This window comes from Pseudoalteromonas sp. MMG007, from assembly GCF_018100985.1.
GTDB lineage: Bacteria > Pseudomonadota > Gammaproteobacteria > Enterobacterales > Alteromonadaceae > Pseudoalteromonas.
The window spans coordinates 305,599-331,824 of sequence record NZ_JAGJEI010000001.1 but is presented as its reverse complement, the minus strand read 5'-3'; the positions used below and the strand labels follow the sequence as shown (position 1 = coordinate 331,824).

At 40.1% G+C, this 26,226-nt stretch carries 33 protein-coding genes; 18 read left to right on the top strand and 15 right to left on the bottom strand.

What is annotated here, in order from left to right; translation table 11 throughout:
• Positions 1 to 28: 28 nt before the first annotated feature.
• Genes J8L71_RS01595 through dolP form a run of 4 tightly spaced genes read left to right on the top strand, consistent with a single transcriptional unit; the run spans position 29 to position 3,498 of the window.
• Positions 29 to 1,906: a penicillin-binding protein activator gene (locus J8L71_RS01595; protein WP_210998968.1), complete on the top strand. Its 1,878-nt coding sequence runs from the start codon at positions 29 to 31 to the stop codon at positions 1,904 to 1,906.
• 18 nt (positions 1,907 to 1,924) lie between these two features.
• Positions 1,925 to 2,296 carry a YraN family protein gene (locus J8L71_RS01590; RefSeq protein WP_210998967.1) on the top strand — a complete coding sequence of 124 codons (372 nt, stop codon included), beginning with the start codon at positions 1,925 to 1,927 and terminating at the stop codon, positions 2,294 to 2,296.
• A gap of 49 nt (positions 2,297 to 2,345) precedes the next feature.
• Positions 2,346 to 2,939: an SIS domain-containing protein gene (locus J8L71_RS01585; protein ID WP_058546996.1), complete on the top strand. Its 594-nt coding sequence runs from the start codon at positions 2,346 to 2,348 to the stop codon at positions 2,937 to 2,939.
• Positions 2,932 to 3,498, top strand: a complete 567-nt coding sequence (dolP, locus tag J8L71_RS01580; RefSeq protein ID WP_210998966.1) for a division/outer membrane stress-associated lipid-binding lipoprotein — start codon at positions 2,932 to 2,934, stop codon at positions 3,496 to 3,498. The genes J8L71_RS01585 and dolP overlap by 8 nt, the downstream gene beginning before the upstream one ends.
• Before the next feature lie 57 nt (positions 3,499 to 3,555).
• Here dolP and J8L71_RS01575 read toward each other — a convergent pair whose 3' ends face one another.
• The 8 genes from J8L71_RS01575 to zapE all read right to left on the bottom strand — a co-directional run bounded on the left by J8L71_RS01575 (position 3,556) and on the right by zapE (position 10,057).
• The gene (locus J8L71_RS01575) at positions 3,556 to 3,993 is read right to left on the bottom strand and encodes a ClpXP protease specificity-enhancing factor (protein ID WP_210998965.1); all 438 of its coding nucleotides are present in this window, start codon (positions 3,991 to 3,993) and stop codon (positions 3,556 to 3,558) included.
• The gene (gene sspA / locus J8L71_RS01570; RefSeq protein WP_058546994.1) at positions 3,993 to 4,619 is read right to left on the bottom strand and encodes a stringent starvation protein SspA; all 627 of its coding nucleotides are present in this window, start codon (positions 4,617 to 4,619) and stop codon (positions 3,993 to 3,995) included. Before sspA ends, J8L71_RS01575 begins: the two co-directional genes overlap by 1 nt.
• Before the next feature lie 80 nt (positions 4,620 to 4,699).
• Positions 4,700 to 5,449 carry a cytochrome c1 gene (locus tag J8L71_RS01565; RefSeq protein ID WP_210998964.1) on the bottom strand — a complete coding sequence of 250 codons (750 nt, stop codon included), beginning with the start codon at positions 5,447 to 5,449 and terminating at the stop codon, positions 4,700 to 4,702.
• The gene (locus tag J8L71_RS01560; RefSeq protein ID WP_210998963.1) at positions 5,446 to 6,711 is read right to left on the bottom strand and encodes a cytochrome b N-terminal domain-containing protein; all 1,266 of its coding nucleotides are present in this window, start codon (positions 6,709 to 6,711) and stop codon (positions 5,446 to 5,448) included. The genes J8L71_RS01565 and J8L71_RS01560 overlap by 4 nt, the downstream gene beginning before the upstream one ends.
• A complete protein-coding gene (gene petA / locus J8L71_RS01555; protein ID WP_210998962.1) occupies positions 6,711 to 7,301 on the bottom strand; it encodes a ubiquinol-cytochrome c reductase iron-sulfur subunit in 591 nt (196 codons plus the stop codon). Before petA ends, J8L71_RS01560 begins: the two co-directional genes overlap by 1 nt.
• A gap of 586 nt (positions 7,302 to 7,887) precedes the next feature.
• A complete protein-coding gene (gene rpsI / locus J8L71_RS01550; protein WP_024600778.1) occupies positions 7,888 to 8,280 on the bottom strand; it encodes a 30S ribosomal protein S9 in 393 nt (130 codons plus the stop codon).
• 8 nt (positions 8,281 to 8,288) lie between these two features.
• The gene (gene rplM / locus J8L71_RS01545) at positions 8,289 to 8,717 is read right to left on the bottom strand and encodes a 50S ribosomal protein L13 (protein ID WP_002957960.1); all 429 of its coding nucleotides are present in this window, start codon (positions 8,715 to 8,717) and stop codon (positions 8,289 to 8,291) included.
• 251 nt (positions 8,718 to 8,968) lie between these two features.
• Complete coding sequence (gene zapE, locus J8L71_RS01540; protein ID WP_210998961.1) at positions 8,969 to 10,057, bottom strand: cell division protein ZapE; 1,089 nt, start codon at positions 10,055 to 10,057, stop codon at positions 8,969 to 8,971.
• Between the two features lie 134 nt (positions 10,058 to 10,191).
• Here zapE and J8L71_RS01535 point away from each other — a divergent pair, with 134 nt between their 5' ends.
• The 3 genes from J8L71_RS01535 (at position 10,192) to J8L71_RS01525 (ending at position 13,302) form a co-directional block, all read left to right on the top strand.
• On the top strand, positions 10,192 to 10,635 hold the full coding sequence (locus tag J8L71_RS01535) for a YhcB family protein (RefSeq protein WP_210998960.1): 444 nt from the start codon (positions 10,192 to 10,194) through the stop codon (positions 10,633 to 10,635).
• A 131-nt stretch (positions 10,636 to 10,766) separates the two neighbouring features.
• Positions 10,767 to 12,119, top strand: a complete 1,353-nt coding sequence (locus J8L71_RS01530; RefSeq protein WP_210998959.1) for a Do family serine endopeptidase — start codon at positions 10,767 to 10,769, stop codon at positions 12,117 to 12,119.
• Positions 12,120 to 12,219: 100 nt separating this feature from the next.
• Complete coding sequence (locus tag J8L71_RS01525; protein ID WP_210998958.1) at positions 12,220 to 13,302, top strand: trypsin-like peptidase domain-containing protein; 1,083 nt, start codon at positions 12,220 to 12,222, stop codon at positions 13,300 to 13,302.
• A gap of 87 nt (positions 13,303 to 13,389) precedes the next feature.
• Here J8L71_RS01525 and murA read toward each other — a convergent pair whose 3' ends face one another.
• Genes murA through J8L71_RS01490 form a run of 7 tightly spaced genes read right to left on the bottom strand, consistent with a single transcriptional unit; the run spans position 13,390 to position 18,054 of the window.
• Positions 13,390 to 14,649, bottom strand: a complete 1,260-nt coding sequence (gene murA, locus J8L71_RS01520) for a UDP-N-acetylglucosamine 1-carboxyvinyltransferase (protein WP_210998957.1) — start codon at positions 14,647 to 14,649, stop codon at positions 13,390 to 13,392.
• 13 nt (positions 14,650 to 14,662) lie between these two features.
• Positions 14,663 to 14,920 (bottom strand): BolA family protein, encoded by a 258-nt coding sequence (locus J8L71_RS01515; protein WP_058546985.1) that lies wholly within the window; start codon positions 14,918 to 14,920, stop codon positions 14,663 to 14,665.
• 5 nt (positions 14,921 to 14,925) lie between these two features.
• Complete coding sequence (locus J8L71_RS01510; RefSeq protein WP_058546984.1) at positions 14,926 to 15,219, bottom strand: STAS domain-containing protein; 294 nt, start codon at positions 15,217 to 15,219, stop codon at positions 14,926 to 14,928.
• A complete protein-coding gene (locus J8L71_RS01505; protein ID WP_210998956.1) occupies positions 15,212 to 15,892 on the bottom strand; it encodes an ABC transporter substrate-binding protein in 681 nt (226 codons plus the stop codon). Before J8L71_RS01505 ends, J8L71_RS01510 begins: the two co-directional genes overlap by 8 nt.
• 5 nt (positions 15,893 to 15,897) lie before the next feature.
• Positions 15,898 to 16,446, bottom strand: coding sequence for an outer membrane lipid asymmetry maintenance protein MlaD (gene mlaD / locus J8L71_RS01500; protein WP_210998955.1), 549 nt, complete (start codon positions 16,444 to 16,446; stop codon positions 15,898 to 15,900).
• A 13-nt stretch (positions 16,447 to 16,459) separates the two neighbouring features.
• Positions 16,460 to 17,239: a lipid asymmetry maintenance ABC transporter permease subunit MlaE gene (mlaE, locus tag J8L71_RS01495; RefSeq protein ID WP_058546981.1), complete on the bottom strand. Its 780-nt coding sequence runs from the start codon at positions 17,237 to 17,239 to the stop codon at positions 16,460 to 16,462.
• Positions 17,239 to 18,054 (bottom strand): ATP-binding cassette domain-containing protein, encoded by an 816-nt coding sequence (locus tag J8L71_RS01490; RefSeq protein ID WP_210999342.1) that lies wholly within the window; start codon positions 18,052 to 18,054, stop codon positions 17,239 to 17,241. The genes mlaE and J8L71_RS01490 overlap by 1 nt, the downstream gene beginning before the upstream one ends.
• Before the next feature lie 254 nt (positions 18,055 to 18,308).
• Between J8L71_RS01490 and J8L71_RS01485 the strand changes: the two genes are divergently transcribed.
• The 11 genes from J8L71_RS01485 to J8L71_RS01435 all read left to right on the top strand — a co-directional run bounded on the left by J8L71_RS01485 (position 18,309) and on the right by J8L71_RS01435 (position 26,119).
• Positions 18,309 to 19,277, top strand: coding sequence for a calcium/sodium antiporter (locus tag J8L71_RS01485; RefSeq protein WP_210998954.1), 969 nt, complete (start codon positions 18,309 to 18,311; stop codon positions 19,275 to 19,277).
• A 2-nt stretch (positions 19,278 to 19,279) separates the two neighbouring features.
• Positions 19,280 to 20,251 carry a KpsF/GutQ family sugar-phosphate isomerase gene (locus J8L71_RS01480; RefSeq protein WP_210998953.1) on the top strand — a complete coding sequence of 324 codons (972 nt, stop codon included), beginning with the start codon at positions 19,280 to 19,282 and terminating at the stop codon, positions 20,249 to 20,251.
• Positions 20,252 to 20,803, top strand: a complete 552-nt coding sequence (gene kdsC / locus J8L71_RS01475) for a 3-deoxy-manno-octulosonate-8-phosphatase KdsC (RefSeq protein ID WP_210998952.1) — start codon at positions 20,252 to 20,254, stop codon at positions 20,801 to 20,803. It begins immediately after the preceding gene.
• A complete protein-coding gene (lptC, locus tag J8L71_RS01470) occupies positions 20,800 to 21,354 on the top strand; it encodes an LPS export ABC transporter periplasmic protein LptC (protein ID WP_210998951.1) in 555 nt (184 codons plus the stop codon). Before kdsC ends, lptC begins: the two co-directional genes overlap by 4 nt.
• Positions 21,344 to 21,880, top strand: a complete 537-nt coding sequence (gene lptA, locus J8L71_RS01465) for a lipopolysaccharide transport periplasmic protein LptA (protein ID WP_210998950.1) — start codon at positions 21,344 to 21,346, stop codon at positions 21,878 to 21,880. Before lptC ends, lptA begins: the two co-directional genes overlap by 11 nt.
• Positions 21,877 to 22,602 (top strand): LPS export ABC transporter ATP-binding protein, encoded by a 726-nt coding sequence (lptB, locus tag J8L71_RS01460; RefSeq protein WP_210998949.1) that lies wholly within the window; start codon positions 21,877 to 21,879, stop codon positions 22,600 to 22,602. Before lptA ends, lptB begins: the two co-directional genes overlap by 4 nt.
• Positions 22,603 to 22,671: 69 nt before the next feature.
• A complete protein-coding gene (locus J8L71_RS01455; RefSeq protein WP_210998948.1) occupies positions 22,672 to 24,171 on the top strand; it encodes an RNA polymerase factor sigma-54 in 1,500 nt (499 codons plus the stop codon).
• A gap of 26 nt (positions 24,172 to 24,197) precedes the next feature.
• Complete coding sequence (hpf, locus tag J8L71_RS01450) at positions 24,198 to 24,485, top strand: ribosome hibernation promoting factor (RefSeq protein WP_058546974.1); 288 nt, start codon at positions 24,198 to 24,200, stop codon at positions 24,483 to 24,485.
• Positions 24,486 to 24,489: 4 nt separating this feature from the next.
• Complete coding sequence (gene ptsN, locus J8L71_RS01445) at positions 24,490 to 24,942, top strand: PTS IIA-like nitrogen regulatory protein PtsN (protein ID WP_210999341.1); 453 nt, start codon at positions 24,490 to 24,492, stop codon at positions 24,940 to 24,942.
• A gap of 16 nt (positions 24,943 to 24,958) precedes the next feature.
• Complete coding sequence (rapZ, locus tag J8L71_RS01440; protein WP_210998947.1) at positions 24,959 to 25,804, top strand: RNase adapter RapZ; 846 nt, start codon at positions 24,959 to 24,961, stop codon at positions 25,802 to 25,804.
• Positions 25,805 to 25,846: 42 nt separating this feature from the next.
• Positions 25,847 to 26,119 (top strand): HPr family phosphocarrier protein, encoded by a 273-nt coding sequence (locus J8L71_RS01435; RefSeq protein WP_058546972.1) that lies wholly within the window; start codon positions 25,847 to 25,849, stop codon positions 26,117 to 26,119.
• The last annotated feature ends 107 nt before the right edge of the window (positions 26,120 to 26,226 follow it).

The following is a 26,226-nucleotide window of genomic DNA, read 5'->3' as shown; positions in this document are numbered from 1 at the left end:
ATCGCGTTAACGTATTGGGAAATCATTTGTGCGACTTAAACTAGTTAGTCTATTAATTATATTGTCAGGGTTATCGGCGTGTAGCACAACCGAAAAACCAACTAAAAACAGCGATAACGTAAGTAACCGCGCTAATGCACTGCAAAATCAAGCAACCAGTGCGCAATCTATCTATCAATTAGCACAAAACCGCCAAGGTGCCGATAAAATACAATTACTTTACAGTGCCCGTGATGCGGCCATTAGTGAACAAAATTGGCCTTTATTAGAGCAAATTGGTAGTGACCTTGAATTAACAGCAAGCGTTGATCAAATTCAAAATCGCCTTTATATTGCTTTTGCACAAAAACAACAAAACAAAAATGATAAAGCACTCGTTATTTTGCAATCGTTAGATGGGCAACTTACACAACCTGAGCATTTTGCGTGGCATCAGTTTTTAACTGCCAGTATTTATACATCACAAAACTTTCCAAAACGAGCTGCCCCATACTTTTTTAGAGCCTCTGAAACGGCAACAAAAAACAACATCGAAATTCCTCAACTTAATCAAGATCTGTGGGATAACTTAACAAAGCTTTCTTCTTATGCGCTTGAGCGCTTTAATCGTGGCTCTGTTATTCAACAAGGCTGGATTAACTTAGCTTTATATCATCAGGTTTATGCTAACAGTACCGTAGAACTTGATCAGGCAATTAATAATTGGCGAAGGCGCTATGTTGGGCACCCAGCATTTACTGTTTTGCCAGAGCAAGATGAATCTCTTACACAGCTTGCACCGATTAATATTGAGCGCTTAGTGGTTTTATTTCCGCAATCAGGCCCTAACGAAAGATTAGGCGATGCATTAAAAGCAGGCGCGTTAGCTGCACTTGATACACAAAACATTAATGAAACGATTTTTATCGATGAAAATTTAAGTACACAAGAAATTGCCGCACAGCTTGAGCAAATAAAGCCAGACTTTGTCGTTGGCCCACTGCTAAAAGCCAACATAGACAAGCTGGCTAATGCAAAAACGCTAATAGATACACCCACTTTACATTTAAATACATTTGATGGTGAACGAATTTCGCTACAACATTATTACTTTGCTTTAAATCCAGAGCATGAAGTGCAGCAAGCTTTAGAGCACTTTTTAACTAAGGGCTATCAAAAACCAATGCTACTTGCGCCAAATAATGCAAATGGCCAACGCTTAGTCGACTACTTTAACTTGCAGTGGCAACGCTATAGCGAGACAAAGCCGCAAATTGGCTTTTATAATGACAAAAAAGATATGCCAAATACAATCACAAGCCTATTGGAAGTTGATAAGTCTAAACAGCGCATTACAGCTGTTAAAGCATTATTCAGACAAGAAGTAGAAAACGAAACTCGCTCTCGTAGCGATATAGACGTTATTTACATTTTAGGCGATGCAATAGAAACGCGCCTAATTAAGCCTTACCTAGATGTGAATGTAAGTACTTTTGCAGAGCGAATTCCATTATACGCCAGCTCAAAAAGTCACAGTAAACAAATTGACCGTACAGATAAAGGCGACTTAGATGGCCTATACTTTACCGAATTACCGTGGATGCTCGACTCGCAAATCAAGCAGCATAACCTTCGTGAGCAATATAATGCACTTTGGCCTGAGCAAGTAGATATAAGCCAACGCTTATTTGCTATGGCATACGATGCAGTATCAATATTGCACGATATTAGACAACTCAGTGTTATGCCAGGTAATCAATATAGCGGCTTAAGCGGTAAGTTGTCTGTTAATACCAGCGGCCATATTGAGCGCACACTAGACTGGGCGCAGTACATTAACCGTCGTATCAAAACTGTGCAGTTAAAAACGCAGCGCCCTGTGCCATTATTTATGCAATCGGCGAGTGAGATGCAAACTATCAATTAACGTTATTAAGGGGGCGGCATGTCGTGGTTTAAAGAGCTGTGGCAAAATAGTCGCGAAAAAGGCCAGTATTACGAGCTGCAAGCGCAAAAATACTTAGTTTCCCAGGGGTTAACCCCTATTGAGCGGAATTATTACTGCCCCTTTGGTGAACTAGATGTCATTATGAAAGAGGGTGATACGCTAGTATTTGTTGAAGTTAAATTTAGGAAAAACAATGCTCGTGGTGGTGCTAATTACGCTCTAAGCCCTCAAAAACAGGCACGATTAAAACGCAGTATTTATCATTACTTAGCCGCTAAAAATTTAACTAATCAAGCGTTAAGAATTGATTATGTAGCCATAACAGGTGAGTCATCCCCGAATATAAATTGGCTTAAAAACGTATTTTAAAGCTGGCTTAAATTGAATATAAAGATTAGGTATAAATTGTTGGTATTCTATGCAAGATACAATTAAAGAAATTTTTACGGAAAGTATCCAAGTACAAATAGCCGCAGGTGAAGTTTTACCTAGCGCACTCGAATCAGCTGCATTCACAATTGCACAAAGCTTGATCAACGGTAATAAACTCATTTGTTGTGGCACTGCAAATTGCCACATGCTTGCCCAACACATGGCTGGCGTATTAGTAAATCATTATGAAACAGAGCGCCCTTGCCTGCCCGCTATTGCCTTATCGCAAGAGAACATTAACTTAGGGCAAAGTACACAAGTAGACGATCATGATACGTTTGCACGTCAAGTACGTGCTTTTGCTCAGCAAGGTGATTTACTACTCGCTTTAGCTATTAACGGCAACGAAAAACATGTTATTTCTGCTGTTGAAGCCGCACTGACTAAAGATATGAAGGTCATAGTTATGGTTGGCGACGATGGCGGTGAACTTGTCGGTTTACTAGGCCCCAACGACGTAGAAATAAGAACACCTTCTAAGCGCCCTAGCCGCATTATTGAATCTCACCTAGTAAACTTACACTGTTTAAGTGAACTAGTTGATTTAACGCTTTTCCCTCAGGATGAAAATTATGTTTAAACGCTCTCTTATTGTCTTAGGTACAGTCGTATTACTGCAAGGTTGTGCAGCTGCTGTTGTTGCAGGTACAGCCAGTGCAGTAACTGCAGCGAATGATCGCCGTACTATAGGCTCGCAAATAGACGATAATAATATTGAAATAAAAGCCAGCATTGCACTTAGCGAAGTAGAACGAATCGAAAAATTTGCGAATGTAGACGCTGTAAGCGTCAATGGCATTGTTTTACTTGTAGGACAAGTACCAAACGAAGAAATAAAAAACGAAGCTCAGCGCACCATTGAGAACGTTTCAGGCATTCGTAAAATACACAATCAAATTCGTATTGGTTCAAACATTGGCATTACAACGCAAACACATGACTCTTGGCTTACATCTAAAGTTAAAGCTCAGCTGTTAACAGCTAAAGATATTAGCAGTAATAATATTAAAGTAGTGACTGAGAACGCTGAAGTATTTTTAATGGGCCTAGTGTCTGATGCAGAATCTACCCAGGCTGTAAATATTGCCCGTAATGTATCGGGTGTAGAGCGTGTAATTAAAGCGTTTGAATACTTGTAAACACAAAATACAGATATAAAAAAACCGCTTTAAAAGCGGTTTTTTTGTATTTACGTATTATTTTATAACACGTAAATGTGAGCCTTTTTTCTTCTGCGGCTTTTCTGCTGGAGCTTCATCGATGACTTCATCTGATGAATCAACACTTTCAAGCTCTGGTACAAATTCGTCTTCGTCCTCTAAAAACTCATCTGTAGTAAAGACTGTTCCTTCGCCATTTTCACGCGCATATATTGCAAGCACAGCACCTATTGGTACGTAAACCTGCATTGGCTGACCACCAAAGCGCGCATCGAAGCTAAGTTGGGTTTTGTCTAACGAAAACTGAGTAACTGCAGAAGGACTTATGTTTAAAACAATTTGTCCATCCTGTACAAATTGCGTTGGCACTTGTACTGCAGGGTAATCAGCGTCTACCACTAAATGTGGCGTACAGTCGTTATCGACAATCCAATCAAAAAAAGCACGTAATAAATAAGGACGATTAGGCGTCATTATAAACGGATCTCACGCTCAGCTTCAGTTAAAGAGGCTTGGAATGACTCACGTTCAAATAAACGGATCATGTATTCTTTAAGCTCTTTAGAACCCGCACCATTTAGCTCAATACCAAACTCAGGTAAACGCCATAATAGTGGAGCTAAGTAACAATCGACTAAGCTAAACTCTTCACTCATAAAGTAAGGTGCTTCGCTAAAAATAGGTGCGATTGCAAGCAATGCTTCTGTTAACTCTTTACGAGCTTGCGCAGCATCTGAAGCATTATTGCTGATTTTGTCAGCTAAGCTGTACCAATCAGTATCAATACGATGCATCATTAAACGGCTACGACCACGCATTACCGGGTAAACAGGCATTAGTGGAGGATGAGGAAAACGCTCATCAAGGTATTCCATGATGATGTTTGCCTGATATAAACCAAGCTCACGGTCAATCAGTGTTGGTACTGTACCGTAAGGGTTAATTTCGTGAAGTGCCTCTGGCAGGTTATCCTTTTCAGCCAAATGAATATCTACACTTACACCCTTTTCCGCAAGTACAATACGTACTTGGTGGCTATACATACAGTTAGCACCAGAAAAAAGGGTCATTACAGGGCGCTTATTGGCAGCTACGGCCATGCCTATACCTCCATTAAATAACTAAAACAGCAATAGGGGCTTAAGCCCCTATTGCAAAATTACCTTGTAAAACGCTCAAATTAATGAACATCTCTCCAGTATTCTTTCTTAAGCATAAATGCCAAGATAAATAGGATGATTAAAAATCCAATTACCTTAATACCTAACGCTTCTGACTCAAGACGTGTAGGCTCACCTACATACTCGAGGAAGTTCGTTAAATCACGAGCCGCTTGGTCGTATTCATCAACACTTAATTCGCCAGTACCATCAGTTTCAAGACGAACAATTTTAGTCACAGTCTGACCATGTTCTTCAACTTCTTCAGTGATAGCTGTTGGTAAACCTTGAAGTTCTTGTAGAACATGCGGCATACCAACCGATGGGAATAATGTATTGTTTACGCCAAATGGGCGAGACTCATCTTTGTAAAATGATTTTAAATAGGTGTAAATCCAATCACTGCCACGCACACGCGCAACATTTGTTAGATCCGGCGGAGCCGCACCAAACCATTTTGCAGCATCTTCTTTAGCAATCGCATTTTTGATATGGCTACCGACTTTAGAACCATCAAAAATCAATTGTTCTTGACCAACTTCAGTTGGGATACCAATATCACGGAAAGTACGTTCATAACGTTGATACTGCATTTGGTGACAACCAAGACAGTAATTCATGAACAACTTTGCGCCGCGCTGTAAAGAAGGCTGATCAGATATATCGTTATTCGCTTCCATTAAAGGAACCGACGCACTTGCTGCCATAACCACGTTAGGCAACAAGTTTACTGATAAAGCAAATAAACCGATAATTAGCTTTTTCATCATTTCGTTAACCTCTCAGGCAATGGCTTAGTTTTTTCATTCTTACTGTATACAAATAACAGTACGAAGAACATAAAGTAAGTCACAGTACAGATTTGAGAAATTATCGTTTTCATGTCAGTTTGTGGAGTTGCACCCACCCAACCTAAAAGAACGAAGGTTACAACAAAACCTGCAATGTTCCATTTGTGGAAACCACAACGGTAACGAACCGATTTAACACGACCACGGTCAATCCATGGTAATAATGCTAATACCACAATTGATGCACCCATTGCTGCAACACCGATAAGCTTATCAGGGATTGCACGTAAGATTGCATAGAATGGCGTAAAGTACCAAACTGGGAAAATATGCTCTGGTGTTTTAAGTGGATTCGCCGCTTCGAAGTTTGGCGCTTCTAGGAAGAAACCATTCATCGCAGGCATAAAGAATACAACCCAACAGAACAAGATTAAGAAACCAACCACACCCACAATATCTTTTACTGTGTAGTACGGGTGGAACGGTATCGCATCAACAATGTCTTTTTTGTTAGTGTAATACTCATGGAATTTAAATTTAGGCTTATCTTCTTCTGCAACAGAGCCTTTCTTACGTTTAATTTCAATGCCTTCAGGGTTGTTAGAACCCACTTCGTGCAAAGCAACAATATGTAAAAATACTAAGATTACAATAACCAATGGTAATGCAATAACATGTAATGCAAAGAAGCGGTTAAGCGTTGCACCTGATATTACGTAGTCACCACGGATCCAAAGTGTTAAGTCATCACCAATAACCGGAATAGCCCCGAATAATGAAATGATTACCTGTGCACCCCAAAATGACATTTGACCCCATGGTAATAAATAACCCATGAATGCTTCAGCCATTAGCGCTAAGAAAATAAACATACCAAACAACCAAAGTAACTCTCGTGGTTTTTGATAAGAACCGTAGATCATGCCACGGAACATGTGCATATATACAACGATAAAGAACGCTGAAGCACCTGTTGAGTGCAAGTAACGTAATAACCAGCCGTACTCTACATCACGCATGATGTACTCTACTGAAGCGAATGCGCCTTCAGAAGACGGAACAAAGTTCATCGTTAACCAAATACCCGTTAGGATTTGGTTTACTAGTACTAACATGGCTAAAGAGCCAAAAAAGTACCAGAAGTTAAAGTTTTTAGGTGCTGGATACTGTGCAATGTGCATGTTCCAAACACGTGTCATTGGGATACGATCGTCGATCCAACTAACAATTTTACCAAACATTAGGCTACCCCTTTTTCTTCGCCCACTAAAATAGTGGTCTCATCAAGAAAAGTATAAGGTGGTATTTCTAAGTTCAATGGTGCAGGAACCGATTGAAATACTCGGCCAGCCATATCAAATTTAGAACCGTGACATGGACAGTAAAAACCATCATCAGTCCCTTCAACTTTTTCACCAAAGTTACCTTGGAAAAAGCCTGGAGAACAACCTAAATGCGTACAAATACCAACAGCGACAAAAATCTCTGGGCGTAATGAACGGTAATCATTTGTTGATGATTCTAATTGTTGTGGCTCTTGCGATTGCGGATCACGAAGTTGACCTTCATGTTCTTTCATCTGCTCAAGCATTTTAGGGGTCCGTGATACAACCCATACAGGTTTACCACGCCACTCGACACGTATTAATTGTCCCGGCTCAAGTTTGCTGATATCTACTTCTACAGGCGCACCCGCAGATTTAGCTCGCTCACTTGGGTTCCAAGACGCAATAAAAGGAACAGCAGCCCCAGCCGCACCAACACCACCTACAACAGAGGTAGCTATGGTTAAAAAGCGACGTCGGCCATTGTCTACAGGCGCATTGCTCATCCACTTATCTCCACTATGATTCTCAACACTTGCTATATTGAGAACATCAGTTACAGCAGGTTAATTATTCGAAATTTTTAAAATAGAAGCGATCATAATTAAAACCCTTGATTAAAACAAGGTTATTCACAGCCCCATACTCGAATAAACCTGACTTGATCAAACATTTGATTAAGTTAGCTCGAGAATAAAGCCGAACGACTATAATAGCGCTTCTGTAAAAACAATATACTGACCAAGATCAACACCACTAAGAGGAAACAGTAAAAACTGCACATAGTGTGGTTAAACTCACTCATTTTACTTGCCAGCCAATTGTAGCAAAAAATTCCACCAATTAACTGATGGATTTAAACTAATTACGATAATTATTTAACTTTTTTGCAGCTATCTGGGTATTTTTTAACTTTCGTACATTTAATACGCGCGTTTACATAAATATGATCAGTGTTTAGGTCGCGAAAAATCTGGATTTAAGAGGTAAGTATTTAAAATTTAGTTGTTAATTTGCAAGTAACAATTACTAGTTTTTAATAACAAAAAACCCAGCATAAGCTGGGTTTTTGAATTCTTGATAACGTATAGATTAACGTTTTGAGAACTGTGGACGCTTACGCGCTTTCTTAAGACCCACTTTCTTACGTTCAACTTTACGTGCATCACGTGTAACAAAACCTGCTTTACGAAGTTGTGGACGTAATGACTCGTCAAACTCCATAAGTGCACGAGTGATACCGTGACGGATAGCACCAGCTTGACCAGTTGTACCACCACCGGCAACGGTGATGTGAAGGTCAAATTTTTCAGTCATATCTACAAGCTCAAGAGCTTGACGAACAACCATGCGTGCTGTTTCGCGACCAAAGTACTCTTCTAAAGAGCGCTTGTTGATTACGATGTTACCAGTGCCTGGGCGTAAGAATACGCGAGCACTTGAACTTTTACGACGACCTGTACCGTAGTATTGATTTGCCATGATAGTGCTCCTTAAATGTCTAGAACCTGAGGCTGTTGTGCAGCATGATTGTGCTCAGTACCTGCGTAAACTTTAAGCTTACGGTACATAGCGCGGCCTAAAGGACCACGTGGCAACATGCCTTTTACAGCTTTCTCGATGATCATTTCAGGCTTTGCAGCTTGAAGTTTATCAAAAGTAGTAGACTTAAGACCACCTGGGAAACCAGAGTGAGCGTAGTACACTTTATCTTTGAATTTGTTACCAGTTACAGTAACTTTTTCAGCGTTGATAACGATGATGTAATCACCAGTATCTACGTGAGGAGTGTATTCAGCTTTATGCTTACCGCGTAGGCGATGAGCGATTTCAGTAGCGATGCGACCTAAAGTTTTACCTTCAGCGTCAACTACGTACCAGTCACGTTTTACTGTTTCTGGTTTAGCAACAAACGTTTTCATTTATAAAAATCCAATGTTTTTCAATTAAAACCACAGGTAGTTAATGTTAACTACCGCTCTAAGTATGCTACAACCCCTTCGAGTTTTAGACTTTTGCGCCGCTCACAAGTGGCTAAACTATATGAGGACATAGAACGCAACGTGGCAGACGCGGGAGTATACCAGCACTTAAATCACATTGCTACTGGGCGCTTGTTTTTTCCGCAAGAAATTTAATAAAATTAAACACTCTAAAATATATAGCTTAATTTCTAAGTTAAATGCTCTTTTGCTAAATACTCTAAAGACTGCATTTCTTGGAGGCGGCTTATACAGCGTTTAAATTCAAAGTTTAGATTGCCCTGCGTATAAAGCTCGGTGATCGGTTTTTCAGCAGATATAATTAATGTGACATGGCGCTCATAAAATTCATCAACTAACGCAATAAAACGTCTTGCTGCATCATCATTAGTTTGCCCAAGCTGTTTCACATTAGAAATAATTACAGTGTTAAATAAACGGCTAATTTCCATATAATCTACTTGACTACGTGCAGTTTCACATAACTCACTAAATTCAAACATAACTACGCATTTAGCAACTTTGCGAGTGTTAATTAAACGCCCTTCAATTTCGATTGGCTCATCATGTTTTCCAGCCTCTGGCGATAGCTTGTCGAAATATTCAAATAAGTTTTTATCTGCTTGCGCATCTAATGGGCTATGAAATATTTCAGCTTGCTCAAGGGTACGCAACCTATAATCAATCCCTGAGTCTACATTGACTATTTCAGTGTTTGCTTTTACCAGCTCGATAGCCGGTACAAAACGTGCGCGCTGTAAGCCATTTCGATATAAGTCATCAGGAATAATGTTTGAGGTAGCGACAAGGACTATACCGCGCGCAAACAACGCCTCCATTAGCCCACCAAGCAGCATTGCATCAGTAATATCTTGAACAAAAAACTCATCAAAGCAGATTATGTCGGTCTCGGCTTTAAAAATATCAGCAATTTTTTCAAGCGGATTGGCTGTGTTATTTAATTTTTTAAGCTCATCGTGGACACGATGCATAAAACGATGAAAATGCACTCGCATTTTACGATTACCAGGCAATGCCTCATAAAAGGTATCAACTAAATAGGTTTTACCACGCCCTACACCTCCCCAAAAATATAAACCTTTTATAGGCGCAGGTTCATCTTTACTAAATAACTTCGCAAAAAAGCCCGACTTTTTAGGTTTTGCTTGAGTTAGGTCATCGTATAAACGCTGCAAATGACGTACTGCATTTTCTTGTGCTGAGTCATGTACAAAGTCATCACGCTTGAGGTCTTGCTGGTATGTTTGCCAAGGAGTCATATCTATTTACATTTAAAACGCAGTTTAATTTGTAAAGCATATTAACACGCATCATCAGTCGGGGTATATTACACTTAGTATGATTTGTAATTGAATCAGGCATTCATTAGTTATTTTCCCAAAGGGGTAGAATTATGGGCACAGTTATGTGGGTAGGTTTAGTTGTTATTACTGCTGTAGTGGCTTTTTTTATCGGTGCATTTGTTACTAAAAAACAATTTAAGCAAGATGAATTAAAAGAACAAGCCGAGCAAGCTGAAAACGCGCTTGAGCAATATCGTCAAGATGTGGCCGATCATTTAGCGAGCACAGGCAAGCTCGTCAATAAAATGAAAGACAACTACGATCAGCTTCTTAGCCACGTTGAAGAAACCAACCAACTATTATTAGAAGATAGAGATAAAACCCCTGCGGAACCGTTTTTTTCTAAAGAAACAACAGAGCAATTACAGGCGTCTTTAAAAGAGCGTCAGTGCGATCGCTCAAATGCACAAGCACAACCGGCCGATTATGTATCGGGTGAGTCGGGGTTATTTGCTGGGCAAAATAAAGTTTCAGAACATTCTAAAGCATCTTGATGAACTTTTTTTTGACCCCATAGTCTTTAGATATAACAGCTTTGTTGTTTTATCTTACTGACAAACTTGAAAAGGCTGCTTATGCAGCCTTTTTTAATTTTTGTTTTTCCTAAGTGGAGTAAACCCTGACTATGAAAATGAAATTATCACTTATCAGCGCAGCTATTCTTTCTACTAGCTTGTTACTAAGCCCGGTCGCCTCGTATGCAAAATTACCGGTAGCAGTTAATGGTCAACAATTACCAACACTCGCCCCTATGCTTGAGCAAATTACCCCTGGGGTAGTTAGTATTCAAGTTTCTGGTTCAAAAGAAGTACGCCGCCGTGCCGATCCACTTGAATTCTTTTTTGGCACTCCTCAACCTCGTAGCCAAAAACGTCAATTTAGCGGTTTAGGCTCTGGCGTTATTATTGATGCAGATGAAGGTTATGTAGTAACAAATAATCATGTTGTTCAAGATGCTGAAAAAATGGTTGTTACCCTCGAAGATGGCCGTGAATATGAAGCAACCAAAATTGGCAGTGATAAAGAGTCTGACATTGCGTTGTTACAAATTGACGCAGATGACTTAGTAGAAGTTAAGCTTGCCAACTCTGATAGTTTGCGAGTAGGTGATTTCGCCGTTGCGATTGGTAATCCATTTGGGCTAAGCCACACAGTAACGTCAGGTATTGTAAGCGCACTTGGGCGCAGTGGTTTAAACATTGAGGGTTATGAAGACTTTATCCAAACAGATGCAGCAATTAATCAAGGTAACTCTGGTGGTGCATTAGTTAATTTAAATGGTGAGTTGATTGGTATTAATACTGCAATTTTAGGGGCATCAGGCGGTAATGTGGGTATTGGCTTTGCTATCCCATCAAACATGATGAAGAACTTAGTTGATCAAATAATTGAACACGGTGAAGTCCGCCGAGGCTCTTTAGGTATTTCTGGCCGCCCACTAGATGCAGGGCTAGCTAAAGCGCAGCAACTTGACGTGAAGCAAGGTGCTTACGTCATGCAAGTAATGGATGATACCGCAGCAAGCAAGGCAGGTATTAAAGCTGGCGACGTAATTACCAGTATTAATGGCAGCGATATAAGTGGTTTCCATGAACTACGTAGCAAAATAGCAACCTTAGGTGAAGGTCGTGAAGTTAAACTAGGCATTTACCGCGACGGTAAAGTTAAAACAGTTGAAGTAACACTTGATGGTGCGTCAGGGGTTACCGCGACAGGCGAAGAGCTTCATCCTGCTTTTCAAGGTGCAGAACTTGAAAACGTGCAAAAAAATAGTAATAAGGGTGTTGAAGTTACCTCTGTAGACCCTCGCTCGCCTTCGGCTCGTGTAGGCTTAGAAGAAGGCGATGTGATCATGCAGGTAAACCGTCAACGTGTAGAAACAATTCGTGATATGAATAAAATCATCGAAAATACGCAAGGCAATATCGTACTTGGCGTAAAACGCGGCCGAGAGTCAATCTTTATACTCATTCAATAATTAATCGCAGTATAAATGTAATAAAAATAACAGTGGCACTTGCCGCTGTTATTTTTTTTATGCCATCATAAAGAGATTGCTCATAAATAATAAGAAACTCGTGCTGAAACTACTAAAATTTGTTCTCCCCCCATTGTTCGCAGGCTTAGGTATTGCCTTTCTAGTGGTTTTCTTTAGCCCAAATATGAGAGCAGCCCTATTGCCTAATGTACCAATCCCAAGCGCAATGAGCTCAAGCCATTTAAGCTTTTCTGATGCAGTAAAACGAGCTGCGCCATCTGTAGTGACTATTTTTTCAGAAAGCATCTCAAAAGAGCCTCGCTATAAACGACAAAATACCGTACAAGAGTTAGGTTCTGGCGTTATTATGGCTCAGGACGGCTATATATTAACTAATTACCACGTTATTAATAATGCAGACCAGATCATGGTTATTCTTACCGATGGTCGACGCTTTTTTGACGTGCAGTTAATCGGTTTCGATACTATTACTGATTTAGCACTACTAAAAATAAACGCCGATCACTTACCTGTAATTCCCGTTGATGATGACTATTCATCAAGTGTTGGCGATGTCGTGCTTGCAATTGGTAACCCACTTAATTTAGGCCAAACCATTACGCAAGGAATTATCAGTGCGACAGGTAAACAAAAAATTACCGACAGCCCTTATAACAACCTACTGCAAATGGATGCAGCTATAAATGTTGGTAACTCAGGTGGGGCGTTGGTGAACTCAAATGGTGACTTAGTGGGAATCACTTCGGCGCAGTTTAAAACCCGCGAGAATCTTAATATTCAAGGCATATTTTTTGCGGTCCCTTACTCACTAGCTAAAGAGGTGATGGGTAAATTAATACGCCATGGCCGCGTTGTGCGTGGCTATTTAGGCTTTGAAGGCACTGCGGTAGATAGTACAGGAAAAGAAGTAAATGATAGCCTGACTAAAGTTGTCGGAATGCGTATTACTAACTTAGACCCATTAGGCCCGGCTTGGCAAGCTGGTATTGAAGAGCAAGATATTGTTATTAAAATTGCCGGATTATCTGTAGCAAACCCTCAAAAGGTGCTCGAAAAAATAGGTAATACAGAACCCGGTAAAGAAATTGAATTTGAGCTTTATCGTAACGGTAAAATAGAAAAGATTATGGTTACAGTGGCAGAGCTAGAAACTAAACTATAATTGCTCCGTAGCATTAAAAAGGTCGGATAGCGTACGCATATCCGACCTTTTTTAGTTTTATGTAAAAACTAACGCAACGCGCTAATGTTAACTACTTCTGCGCTTAATACTAGCGCCCAACGCACTTAGCTTATCTTCAATACGCTGATAACCTCTATCAACGTGGTAAATACGATCCACAACCGTTTCACCTTGAGCAACTATACCCGTTAAAATTAGGCTCGCTGAGGCGCGTAAATCAGTTGCCATTACTTGCGCACCCGTTAAGCTTTCAGTATCGCCACAAATAGCGGTATGCCCTTCTAAGCGAATATTAGCACCCATACGTTGTAGTTCAGGTACGTGCATAAAACGGTTTTCAAAAATAGTTTCCGTGATAGTTGCACTACCATTAGCCACTACGTTTAAAGCAGTAAACTGTGCTTGCATATCAGTAGGAAAACCCGGGTGCGGCATTGTTTTAATATTTACAGCTTTAAGCTCTCGATTACGCATATCTAAATATATGCTACCTTCTTTTACTTCAACGAGTGCATTAGCAGCACGCAGTTTTTCAATAACAGGCTCAAGCGAATGGAAGTCTGTATTTTTACAAAGCACTTCACCGCCAGCCATTGCTGCTGCAACTAAAAACGTTCCGGTTTCAATACGATCAGGTAAAATACTGTGCTCACAACCAGCTAATCGCTCAACACCTTCAACTTCAATGCGGCTAGTACCAGCACCACTGATTTTAGCGCCCATTGCGATTAAGCAATTTGCTAAATCAGTAATTTCAGGCTCACGAGCAGCATTGTCTAAAATTGTTTTACCATCAGCTAATGCAGCCGCCATTAATAGGTTTTCGGTAGCGCCTACACTCACCATTTCCATAAAAATTTCGGCGCCTTTTAAGCGGCCATCAACCTTGGCATTAATGTAACCATTCTCAACGTTGATTATAGCGCCCATGCGCTCTAAACCCTGAATATGAATATCTACTGGGCGAGCACCAATAGCACAGCCGCCAGGTAAAGACACTTGCGCCTCACCAAAGCGAGCAACTAAAGGACCGAGCGTTAAAACAGATGCACGCATTTGTTTTACTAACTCATATGGAGCCAGAGTTTTATTAACGCTAGAACCATCGATTATTAGTGTATCGCCCTGCCAATTAACCTCTGCACCCAATGTTTGTAATAATGCTTCTGTTGTTACTATGTCACGAAGGCGAGGCACATTAGTAAATGTACTTACACCGTCAGCAAGTAATGAAGCAAATAAAATAGGCAATGCAGCGTTTTTAGCGCCAGAAATAGTAACTTCACCCGCAAGTGAAGTGCCACCTTGAATTACAAATTGATCCATTAGGAGGCCTTAACTATTGAGGTAAAATAAATTTTTGTTCACGTTTCCACTCGGTAGGAGTAAAAGCACGAATTGATACAGCGTGAATTGTGCCATCAGAAATAGTATTCATTAATGGGCCATAAACTAGCTGTTGCTTTTTAACTCGGCTTAAACCGTCAAAGCATTCACCTACGGCAATCACTTCATAATGGCTACCATTGGCTTTTACATGTACTTCAGATAATTGAAGTTCGTCGCGTAATAATGTTTCGACTTGGCTAGTTTCCATAACTCTCACTCAAATAGGGTTGTAACTTGACCCAATTGCATTAAATTTTGCAATTGCTCAGGTGGGTTTTGCAATTCAAGGCGGATACCTTGTTGCTTAAATTCTGCAAAAGAGTGAATTAACCAAGCTAAGCCCGCTGTGTCAACCCTAGATACCTCACTAAGGTCAAAATAAGTGGTTTTATGCTTAGTTAATAACTTATCGTTCAGAAGCTGTTCATTGCCAATTGAATTTCGAGTAAGTTCTCCACTTACCCGAAAGTGCTGTTCATCAACTTGGCTTATTGCCAATTTAGTCATTTGAATTGTTGCCTCTAAACTGAACTGGCAGTTGGCTCTTTTGCTCTAAAAGGTTGCTTACACTGTCGATACCTTGCTGGCGTAAAATACCTTGTAACTCGCTTTGTTTAGCATCTAGTAAGCTTATACCTTCAGCAATCATGTCGTATGCACGCCACTCACCGCTGCGATCTTCGCGTACTTTAAAATCAATTTTAATATCCGGTTTACCGTCTTCGGTGATCTTGGTTTTTACAACAACCACGTCTTTGCCTTTAAATGGCTGCTCTGCACCAAATTCTACATGCTGATCGGTATATTGAGTAAATACACCAGCGTAAGTTGCCACAAGGTATTCTCTAAATACGCCAATAAAACGCTGGATTTCTTTGATCGCTTTGGCTTTTTCAGCTTCATCTTTAATTGCACGTACTTTAGATACTTCGCTGCCTAAGACACGAAGTGCTGCGTATTTGTAGTCAATGTAAGGCATAAGCTCTTCTTCAACAATAACGCGAAGATGCTCTTTGTTTTTACTGATCAGTGCGTGATCTTTTTTTATCCTATCAAAGGTGTACTCCGACACTTGGCGGACCATTTTATTAGGATCATCTAGTTTAACTTCTGCGGCATTAACGCTTTGGATTAATGCCACCGCACCGATGGCTACAACTGCTAAAAACTTTTTCAACATAATAATTACTCACTACCTTGGTTGAATAAAAACTGCCCAATTAACTCTTCAAGCACGATGGCAGACTTTGTATCTGTGATTGTATCTTTATCACCTAATGCTTTGCTTTCTACACCAAATAAATCATCAATGGCTTCATCTTGCTTATTCTCAGTGACCGTTTCGCCTAAACAACGCTGCTCTGCTGAAGTTGGGGCAATAACGGGATGAATACCCAAGTACTGTTCACCTAAAATACCCGACGTTAAAATTGAGATAGAGCTAGTGTCTGAAAAACGACATAAGTACTGCGCATCTATTGTCATATTTACGACAGGTAAGAACTCTTGCGGGTGAACATAAATAGACTCAACACGACCAATCACTACACCACCCACTTTTACAGGAGCACGAGCTTTAAGTGAGCCTATGTTTTCAAATTTAGCATTTAGCGTATATGTTTCGCCTGAGCCACTAATACCCGAGTTGGCTACTTTCAATGCCAGCATCGCAAACGCCAAAATGCCAAGCGCTACAAAAAAACCAACTAAAATCTCTAATTTCCGTGAATTCATTATCTACACCCTATTAGCTGGTAAACATTACCGCTGTCAAAATAAAGTCAAAACCTAAAACTGCCAATGAAGAATGAACAACCGTTTCGGTGGTTGCCTTACTAATACCTTCAGAGGTTGGCACACAGTCATACCCTTTATAAAGGGCAATCCAAGTTACTACAATTGCAAACACAAAGCTTTTAATTAAGCCATTTAATATGTCTTGCTGAAACGATACTTGCGACTGCATGATTGACCAAAAACTACCTGTATCAACACCTAACCAATCAACGCCCACCAAGTGAGCACCAATGATTGCTACCGCTGAAAATATAAGTGCAAGTAAAGGCATACTAATAAAACCAGCCCAAAAACGCGGTGCTATTATGCGTTTTAAAGGGTCAATTGCCATCATTTCAAGTGATGACAATTGCTCTGTTGCTTTCATTAAGCCAATTTCTGCAGTAAGCGCACTTCCTGCTCGCCCTGCAAATAATAGCGCAGTAACAACTGGCCCAAGCTCTCGTAATAAACTCAATGCCACTAAGGGACCAAGACTATCTTCCGCGCCATAGCCAACTAAAACCGTATACCCTTGTAGCGCTAAAACCATACCTATAAATAAGCCAGATACCATTATGATAAGTAATGACTGCGAGCCCACCATGTAAAGTTGACGTACAAGTAGAGGGGTACCTTTTTTAAAATTAGGAACGTGTGCAAGCGCACTAAACAGCATATGTGCTGAACGGCCAAGCGCAGCAAAACGCCCTAGCGTTTTTCGCCCTAGCCTTTGAAATAGATCCAACATTATGCTTTTTCTCCAAGTAACTCATCGGCATATGTTTGCGCAGGAAAATGAAATGGTACAGGTCCATCCGACAAACCATTTAAAAACTGCTGCACTAATGGAGATTCATGATTGCGCATCTCATCGGGAGTCCCTGAGCCTATTACACCTTGATCTGCAATAATGATAACGTGATCGGCAATACTCATAACCTCTGTCACATCGTGAGTTACAATTAAAGAAGATAGACCAAGCACTTCATTTAAAGACTTTATTAGCTTAACCAATACCCCCATCGAAATAGGGTCCTGTCCAGCAAATGGTTCATCATACATAATGAGTTCGGGGTCTAAAGCAATAGAGCGTGCTAATGCAGCACGCCTTGCCATACCACCTGATAACTCAGAGGGCATTAAATCTTTAGCACCACGCAAACCAACTGCTTGAAGCTTCATTAAGACTATTAATCGAATGATATCTTCACTTAAATTAGTATGCTCCCTAATTGGGAATGCAATATTGTCAAATACTGACATGTCGGTAAATAAAGCACCGCTTTGAAAAAGCATGCTCATTTTAGTTCGTGCCGCATACAGTTCTTTACGCGACATACTTGGAATGCTGCCACCTTCAAATAAAATATCACCAGAATAAGGCTTAAGCTGACCGCCGATTAAACGCAGCATGGTGGTTTTGCCAATTCCGCTTGGCCCCATAATGGCAGTGATTTTACCTTTAGGTACGCTGAAACTCATATTTTTGTATATGGTTCTATCGCCACGCGAAAAGCTCACATCCTTGACTTCTACTATTGATTGCGACAAGTCGCTCTCCATAACAATGTTCACTAGTGCTCCTATTTTAAGGGTTTTTTATCAAAGATGGAAAAAACAATTCGTAAGATTTTGTAATACACCTGTAAAAAGTGGCCTAAGGCTGAGGGAATTTCCCTTAACGCATGCTTAAGTTTCTAAATATAAACTAAAAGCACTGGGCACATTAAAGTAGACCAGACTCTTTTATTTATACTTTCATGTTGGCTTTTGTTACTATTCGCGCCATCTGTATTTTGAATAACTGGCTTATCACAATGGTTACCTCGTTTGTTATTTTGATTCTTGGTTTTGCGGCTCTAGTTTGGAGTGCAGACAGGTTTGTTTATGGGGCTGCAGCCCTTGCTAAAAACTTTGGTGTCCCTACACTGATTGTAGGTTTAACCGTTGTAGCTATGGGGTCTTCAGCGCCCGAAATGATGGTTTCGGCCTCTGCTGCATTAGCTAATAAAACCGATACAGCTGTTGGTAATGCTGTGGGTTCAAACATTACAAACATTTTACTCGTGTTAGGTATTACCGCCCTTTTTCGCCCTCTTGCGGTATCTTCAAGTACGTTAAAACGTGAAATGCCATTGGTGATGCTCGTTTCATTAGCTACTTGGTATATTTTCTCCGATAACTACTTTTCACTAGGTGAAGGCATTGCACTTTTAATTGGCTTTATCGTTTTTATTGGCGGGCTAATTATTGTTTCTATGCGCGCAAAAAATGAAGATGATCCGTTTGTATCAGAAGCATGCGATGAAGTACCTAATGACGTTCCAACAAAAAAAGCTGTATTTTGGCTAGTTATTGGCATGATTTTACTTCCTGTAAGTTCACATTTTTTAGTGGGCTCAGCGGTTGATATTGCAAAATACTTTGGCTTGAGCGATTTAGTCATCGGCTTAACGATTATTGCTATAGGTACGAGTTTACCTGAGCTTGCAGCCTCTATTGCAGGTGTATTAAAAAATGAAGACGACCTCGCTCTTGGTAATATTGTGGGCTCAAACATATTTAATATTTTAGCTGTATTACCACTAGCCGGTATTATTAACCCTTCAGCAATTGATCCGTCTTTAGTGAGTCGAGATGTATTAATAATGATAGGTGCAACACTTGCTCTTATTATTATGTCGTTGAACTTTAGAGGTTCTCAGCGTATCAATAGAGTAGAAGGCGGCTTATTGCTATTCGCATTTTTAGGCTACCAAGGTTATATTTTTAGTCAAATAGGGTAAACATGGCGCAGTTAAACTTTATTGAACAAGGCCTTCGCGTTCTTGATATTGAACGCCAAGCATTGAGTGATATTTCTCAATATATTGATGAAAACTTCCATCAAGCATGCCAATTAATGTACGACTGTCAGGGCCGCGTTATTGTTATTGGCATGGGTAAATCTGGCCATGTTGGCAATAAAATAGCGGCGACTCTGGCAAGTACGGGTAGTCCTGCCTTTTTTGTTCACCCTGGTGAAGCAAGTCATGGCGACCTAGGCATGATCACAAAAAATGACGTGGTTATGCTTATTTCAAACTCAGGGGAAACCAGCGAAGTTTTAAATATCATCCCAGTCTTAAAACGACTGGGTGCAAAAATGATAGCCATGACGGGTAATATGCAATCAAGCATGGCAACTCTTGCTAATGTACATGTTTGCATAAAAGTAGAAAAAGAGGCTTGTTCATTAGGTCTTGCACCAACAGCAAGCACCACAGCCACTTTAGCTATGGGAGATGCTATGGCTGTGGCACTCCTAGAGGCTAGAGGTTTTACCGCAGATGACTTTGCACTATCGCACCCAGGAGGCAGCCTAGGTAAGCGTTTACTATTAACGCTAAAAGACGTAATGCACAGTGGTACAAACACACCTATTATTAATATTTCACAAACCATAAAAGATGCATTAATTGAAATGTCAGCCAAAGGCTTAGGCATGACTGCGATTGTTAATGACAATAAAGAACTTGCGGGATTATTTACCGATGGCGATTTACGCCGTATTTTAGAGCAACGTATTGATATTCATACCACTTTGATTAGTGTGGTAATGACTACGTCATGTACAACGGCTACCCAAGATATACTTGCAGCTGAAGCGCTCAATATAATGGAAAACAAACGTATCAATGGGTTGATTGTGGTTAACGAACAAAATCAGCCAATTGGCGCACTTAACATGCAAGACCTATTAAAAGCAGGAGTGTTATAAATGCAATTTGAAGATCTCTATCAACCGCTAAGTGCAGACGCAAAAGCGCGTGCAAAAAAAGTAAAACTACTTATATGCGATATTGATGGTGTTTTTTCTGATGGGCGAATCTACCTTGGTAACCAAGGCGAAGAGCTAAAAGCGTTTAACACCAAAGATGGCTTTGGCATAAAGGCATTAATAAATAGTGGCTTTGAAGTAGCCGTTATTACTGGGCGTCATTCTCAAATAGTGCAAACCCGTATGAGCAGCTTAACAGTGCAACATATTTATCAAGGCCAAGAAGACAAACTCATTGCTTACCAAGAGCTAAAAAACAAGCTTAACCTTAGCGACGAGCACATTGCCTATATTGGCGATGATGGCCCCGATATGCCTGTAATGGAACAAGTCGGCTTTGCCGTTGCTGTAAACGATGCCCACCCACTTATTAAACGTTTATCGCATTATGTTACACAAATGCCTGGAGGCTTTGGAGCCGTAAGAGAACTTACCGATTTACTCATGCTTGAAAATGGTAAGGCGCTTACCACACAAGGCACTAGTTCATGAATGCGGCGCGTATAATACTTAGCATTTTATTCATTAGCTGTATGGTTTGGCTTTGGTACCCTTATTTTACCCAAACAAATACAGCACCTCAGGAAGAAGCTGAAGTGATTGCTGAGCCTGATTATATAGCTATTGAACTTAAACAAACAGCTTACGATGAACAGGGTAAAATTAGCCACAAAGTAACAGCGGCTAAAATGGAATTATACCAGCAACTAGGTTTTACATTTTTTGAAAAGCCTATATTTACCCTATATAACGAAAAACAAACGTGGCAAATAAAGGCTGACGAAGCAACATTATACGAAGACAAACAGTTAATTTTAGAAGGTAATGTAGTTGCCATAAATTTAACCGACAACGCTATGATAGACAAAATCAACGCTGACAATATTCAAGTTGATATAAACCTATTAACAATGCGTTCAGAACAACCTGTTGTCATTACGGGGCCAAATTTAAAAATCACCGGTAAAGGCCTTGAAGCCGACTTAAAAACTGAAGTGATTAAACTAATTAACCATACGCGAACCATATATTATGACCAATAAAATGTCTAAAATACTTATAATTCCAGCCCTTCTACTTGCTTTTAATGGCTATACGGCAGAGCGAGAAGCTCCTGCTGCCGATCAAATTTCAATTAGCGCCGACAAACAAGAAGGTCAGCTAAAAGCCAATGTCGGGATTTTTGAAAAGAACGTTGAAATTATTCACGGTAATCGTCGTATTACAGCTGACCGCTTAGAAGTACATAAGCGCGATGATTTAGGTGATAACAAACAGTTACTAATAGCAACAGGTAGCCCAGCTTATTTCGAAGAAAAACAAGCTGACGGCACGGTAATGAGCGCCAGTGCAAACGAAGTGCGTTACGATGTAGCAAAACGATTTTTAACGCTTGTTGGTGATGCTGAAGTTGCGCAAGCAGGTCAAAAAATCAATGCAAAAAGCATTACGTACGACATGCAACAGCAATTAATTAGCGCCGAAAAAGATGAAAACTCAACCGACCGCGTGCACACTATTTTAGTGCCTGTTAAGCCAAAAAAAGAAAGTGATAAAGGTCAGCCATGAGCACATTAAAAGCAGAGCTATTAGCAAAAAGCTATAAAGGTCGCGAAGTTGTAAAAAACGTTGGCCTTGAAGTCAAAGCCGGCAGTATTGTAGGGTTACTCGGACCAAATGGTGCAGGCAAAACGACTACTTTTTATATGATAGTAGGCCTTGTACCAAGCGATAAAGGCAAAATTTCTATCGATGAGAACGATATTACTCTTTTACCCATGCATAGTCGTGCTAGATTAGGCATAGGTTACTTGCCACAAGAATCGTCAATTTTTAGAAAGCTTAGCGTTTATCAAAACCTAATGGCTATTTTAGAAACGCGTAAAGAGCTTAATAAAAAAGCGAGAGAAGATACGCTTAACAACTTGTTAGATGAATTTAGTATCCAACATATTCGAGACAGCCAAGGTATGGCTTTATCGGGTGGTGAGCGCCGTCGCGTAGAAATAGCGCGCGCATTAGCCGCTAATCCTAAATTTATTTTATTGGATGAGCCTTTTGCAGGTGTTGACCCTATATCGGTATTAGATATAAAGAAAATAATAGAACACCTTAAAAATCGCGGCATTGGTGTATTAATTACCGACCATAATGTTAGAGAAACCCTTGATGTTTGTGAAAAAGCCTACATTGTTTCTCATGGAGAGTTAATTGCTTCTGGTACACCAGAGCACGTATTAAACGATAAAACGGTACGCGATGTTTATTTAGGCGAGCAATTTAGGCTGTAACATTTACGCCATGTCTTTAAGCATCTGCTAGTATTAATTATAACAACATAAAAGGATTGTTAGAGATACATGAGGCAATCATTACAGCTGCGCATGGGCCAGCAACTTACAATGACTCCACAGCTGCAACAAGCAATTCGTTTGTTGCAACTCAGTACATTGGATCTCCAGCAAGAAATACAAGAAGCGCTTGATAGTAATCCGCTTCTCGAAGTAGATGAACAAGATTACACGGAAGAATCGGCTGGTAAAAACGAGCAAAAAGCAGATAACGACGAAGTAACCGTAAGCGCTAGTGCTGACGAAAAACCGAGCGAGTACGAGCAAGATAGTGGTGAAGCACTTACTAAAGATACAGTAAGTGACGAAATGGCTATGGATGTAAGCTGGGATGAGTACATGAGCGCAGCACCTGCTTCATCATCAGGCCCAATGCCAGAAGATGAATCTATTTACCAAGGTGCTTCAACCGAAACACTTCACGAATACCTAATGTGGCAATTACAGCTCACGCCATTTAGTCCCACGGATGAAGCTATCGCAATAGCGATAGTTGAAGCAGTCGATGACTCTGGTATTTTAACACTTAGTTGTGAAGAAATTTTAGAAAGCTTTAATCAAGAGAATGACGACGAAGGTGAAGTTGAACTTGATGAAATAGAGGCCGTTTTAAAACGTATACAGTTATTTGACCCTGTGGGTATAGCAGCTCGTAGCTTACAAGAGTGTTTGTGTATTCAGCTAAATCAGTTTGATAAAAATGCGCCTTTTATCAATGAAACAAAGATGATTTTAACCGAGCATATTGATCTATTAGCAGCTCGCGACTATCGTACATTAATGAAGAAAACTAAGCTCAAAGAAGACGAGCTTAAAGAAGTAATGACGTTAATTCACACTCTAAACCCTAAACCCGCAGATACTATAGTAAGGGAAGAGTCAGAGTATGTAATTCCCGATGTGTCGGTGAAAAAAATAAAAGGCCGCTGGGTCGTTGAGCTAAACCCAGATAGCATGCCTAAAATACGTGTTAATAGCCAATATGCAGCTATGTCGCGTACAGTTAAATCTAGTGGTGATAGTCAATTTATTCGCTCTCATTTACAAGAAGCTAAATGGTTTATAAAAAGCCTAGAGAGCAGAAACGACACATTGCTTAAAGTAACTAATTGTATTGTTAAGCAGCAACAGGGCTTTTTTGAGCATGGTCCAGAGGCCATGAAGCCTATGGTTTTAAACGATGTTGCTGAAATGGTAGAAATGCACGAATCGACTATTTCGCGCGTAACTACTCAAAAGTACATGCACACGCCACGTGGTATATTTGAGCTTAAATACTTTTTCTCAAGCCATGTAAGCACCGAAAATGGTGGTGAGTGTTCGTCTACAGCAATACGTGCTTTGATTAAAAAATTGATTGCCGCAGAAAACTCAGCAAAACCATTGAGTGATAGTAAAATTGCGGATATATTGGCTGAGCAAGGAATTAAAGTAGCTAGACGCACAATCGCAAAATACCGCGAATCTCTGGCTATTCCACCGTCTAATCAACGAAAGAGTTTGATATAAGACGCAAAACAAAGAGGAAAACGCTTATGCAACTAAACTTAACTGGTCGTCATGTAGATGTTACTGATTCATTGAGAGACTACGTAAATAATAAATTTGCAAAGCTAGAAAGGCATTCTGATCATATAAACAATGTTCATGTCATTCTCGATGTAGAAAAACTCAACCAAAAAGCTGAAGCTACTATCCATGTAAGTGGTGCAGAATTATTTGCATCTACTGAACATCAAGATATGTATGCTGCCATTGACTCGTTGATTGATAAGCTCGATCGTCAAGTTATTAAACACAAAGAGAAGCTTGCTCGACACTAATATGATGAAATTAAGCTCACTTATATGCCAGGACTGCAGCAAAGCTGCGGTCCTTTTTAATAGCAAAAAAAGAATTTTAGAGTTTATTAGTGAGCTTGCTCATGAAAAGCTTCCTTACCTTTCCCAACAAGATATCTTATCTGCTTTAATGAATAGAGAGAAACTTGGCAGCACGGGGATAGGCCGTGGTATAGCAATCCCTCATGGAAGAATGAGTGGTGCAGAAGAGCCATTAGCATTAGTACTTGTAAGTGAAAAAGCAATAAATTTTGACGCGATTGATAACCGCCCAGTTGATATATTTGTTGCACTCATCGTACCAGATGGCGATAACCAGCAGCACCTAAAGACTCTTGCAACTATAGCTGATAGACTAAATGACAAAGAGTTTTGTAAGCAGCTACGCTGTGCAAAATCTGATGCTGAGCTTTACCAAGTCATTGTTAACCAATCGTAGTTTAAAAGGGTGATAAATGGAGTTAATTATCATAAGTGGCCGCTCCGGTTCTGGAAAGTCGGTTGCTTTACGCGTTGTAGAAGATTTAGGTTATTATTGCGTAGATAATATACCAGTAAACCTACTCCCCTCTTTAGTGCGAAGTGTGTCGGACACCTACGATAAAATAGCTGTTAGTATCGATGTGCGTAACATCCCAAAAGAACAAGATGAATTTAATGATATCTTTGAATACCTTCCAGGTTTTGCAAATCCCACTTTATTTTATCTAGATAGTGACGATCAAACCCTGATCAAACGCTTTTCTGAAACACGCCGGTTACACCCGCTTTCTATTGACTCGTTACCACTTGATTTAGCTATACAAAAAGAAAAAGAATTGCTAGATGTATTGGTAACCCGTGCTGACTTTATGCTCGATACAAGCGACTTGAGTGTTCACCAATTAGCGGAGTCTATCCGTGAGAAAATTCTCGGTAAAAAAGATAAGCAACTTATTGTAACCTTTGAGTCATTTGGTTTTAAACACGGTATCCCTAAAGAGGCTGACTATGTATTTGACGCTCGTTTTTTGCCAAATCCGCATTGGGAGCCAGAGCTTAAGCCTTTAAATGGCTTAGACCAACCGGTTAAAGATTATTTAGCGAGCCACAGCATAGTACAAAAATTCACTTGGCAAATTCAAACATTTGTACAAACATGGCTACCACACCTAGAGCGTAATAATCGTAGTTACTTAACAATTGCCATTGGCTGTACTGGCGGGCAACACCGTTCGGTGTATTTAGCTCAAACAATTGGTGAGAGCTTTGCGATGACGCACCCTAATGTAAAAATTAGACACCGTGAACAAGAAAAATAATACAGCCGAATAATCACCTGTTCAGCTTACATAGAGTAGATTATGCATTGTGAAGACACTTTTTTAATAAAAAACAAACTTGGCTTACACGCTAGAGCTGCGACAGTGCTTGCACAGTTAGCCGTGCAGTTTGATGCCACCATTACACTGTTTCAAGATGATAAAGAAGCAGCTGGCGATAGCGTACTTGCATTAATGCTACTAGAAAGCAGCCAAGGTAAAGAAGTTAAAGTAGTGTGTGAAGGCCCTGATTCTGAGCAAGCCTTACATGCTGTTGGGCAGTTAATTGCACAACGGTTTAATGAACAAGAATAATTAAGCTTAACTTTTAGTAATAAAAAATTTTACCCGGTTAAGCTTATAAATAAGGTTAGTGCGCCTGTACACTTACCGCCTCCCCTAAGTAATATAAAAATTTGTAA